The sequence below is a fragment of the Bradyrhizobium sp. P2_E8 genome (assembly GCF_056403875.1).
The window spans coordinates 1-1,938 of sequence record NZ_JBFUES010001228.1; the positions used below are offsets into that span (position 1 = coordinate 1).

At 64.8% G+C, this 1,938-nt stretch carries 2 protein-coding genes and 1 pseudogene; all 3 read left to right on the forward strand.

The annotated features are described in order from the left end of the window. Positions 1–158: pseudogene (locus tag AC1D00_RS38950) on the forward strand (DUF177 domain-containing protein); the annotation flags it as partial. 297 nt (positions 159–455) lie between these two features. Next, positions 456–1,517, forward strand: a complete 1,062-nt coding sequence (gene plsX, locus AC1D00_RS38955) for a phosphate acyltransferase PlsX (protein WP_477014335.1) — start codon at positions 456–458, stop codon at positions 1,515–1,517. Further along, positions 1,514–1,938 (forward strand): ketoacyl-ACP synthase III (locus AC1D00_RS38960; RefSeq protein WP_477014336.1); only part of this gene is annotated, 425 nt, incomplete at its 3' end. The genes plsX and AC1D00_RS38960, both read left to right, overlap by 4 nt.

A 1,938-nucleotide genomic window follows, 5' to 3' on the forward strand; every position in this document is an offset into this window, starting at 1 on the left:
ACCTTGGCCGGCTCGCCACCGATGCCCTGTTCCTGGCGATCGACCCCTATCCGCGCAAGCCTGGGGCCGTGTTCGAGGCGGAGGTCGTTGCCCTGGACCCGGAAGACCATCCCTTCGCAGCGCTGAAGGCGCTTCAGGACAAGAAGAAAGGCCAGTAGCTGCCGTTTCCCCGTAAGACCGCTTGCCAGGCCGCGCGAGGTGTTTGCTTGAGTGGTTTGAAAGCCTGTTTCATCTATTTGATTTCTATATATTTCTTTCGAATCTTCGCGTTTGCCGCCACGTCGCCCCGAATACAAAAGGCTGGGGGCAAGAGGTTGTTTCGGGATAACAAAACGCTATTGTCGCGCCCCGGTCCGGGCGCGGCGTGGCGCCTGGCCGTCGCCATGTCCGTGGCGAACCCATTTCGCGGCCCCCGCTCGTTCAAGACCGCACCAGACCAGGTTTCCAGGACTTTTATGCCAAGCAAGGTTCGCATCGCGCTGGACGCCATGGGAGGCGATGTCGGCCCCGCCGTGATCATTCCAGGCGCGGCCATCTCGCTTCAGAGGCATCGCGAGACCGAATTCCTGCTGGTCGGCGACCGCGCCAGGATCGAGCCCGAGCTCGAGAAGCACCCCGCGCTCAAGGCCGCTTCCAGGATCGTTCATACCGACGTCGCCGTCAGCATGGAGGACAAGCCGAGCCAGGCGCTGCGCCGTGGCCGCAGGACCTCCTCGATGTGGCTTGCCATCGATGCGGTGAAGAAGGGCGAGGCGGAGGTCGCGGTCTCCGCCGGCAATACCGGCGCGCTGATGGCGATGTCGCGCTTCCACCTGCGCACGCTGCCGGGCATCGACCGCCCGGCGATCACGGGGATATGGCCGACCAAGCGCGGCGAGTCCGTCGTGCTCGACCTCGGCGCCACCATCGGCGGCGATGCGCACCATCTGGTGTCGCTGGCCGTCATGGGGGCGGCGATGGCAAGCGTCCTGTTCAACAAGCCGCGCCCCACGGTCGGCCTGCTCAACATCGGGGCCGAGGAGATCAAGGGGCACGAGGAGATCCGCGAAGCCAGTGAGATCCTGCGGGCGAGGAACCTGCCGGAGCTCGACTATATCGGCTTCGTCGAGGGCGACGGCATCGGCAAGGGGCTGGCCGACGTCATCGTCGCCGAAGGGTTCAGCGGCAACATCGCGCTCAAGGCTGCCGAGGGAACCGCGCGGCAGATGGCGGAATTACTCCGTAACGAGATGCAACGGAGCTGGCTGTCCAAGCTCGGCTATCTCTTTGCGCGCAGCGCGTTCCAGGCCCTGCGGGACAAAATGGACCCCAACAAGTCCAATGGCGGCGTGTTTCTGGGGCTCAACGGACTGGTGGTTAAAAGCCACGGCGGAACCAGCGCCGAAGGCTTTGCCTATGCGATCGATGTTGGCTATGAGATGGCTCACTACGATCTCCTGAACAAGATCAATCAGATGCTCAACCGCGAGGGTGGTGCACTCAGTTCCGTGCAGCCCGCGCCGGAGGATGTTTCGTGACTCAAATTCGTTCGGTCGTGCTCGGCTGCGGCTCCTACCTGCCGGAGCAGGTGGTGACCAACGCCCAATTGGCGGCGCGTATCGACACGTCCGACGAGTGGATCGTCCAGCGCACCGGCATTCGCGAGCGGCACATTGCGGCCGAGGGCGAGTTCACCTCGCACCTGGCGATCAAGGCGGCGCAGGCCGCGCTCACCGATGCCGGCGTGGACGCGCAGTCGATCGAGCTGATCGTGCTGGCGACCTCGACGCCTGACAACACCTTCCCCGCGACGGCTGTCGCCGTGCAGCACGGGCTCGGCATCAACCACGGCGCGGCCTTCGACCTGCAGGCGGTGTGCTCGGGCTTCGTGTTCGCGCTCGCCACCGCCGACAATTTCCTACGCACCGGCGCCTTCAAGCGCGCGCTGGTGATCGGCGC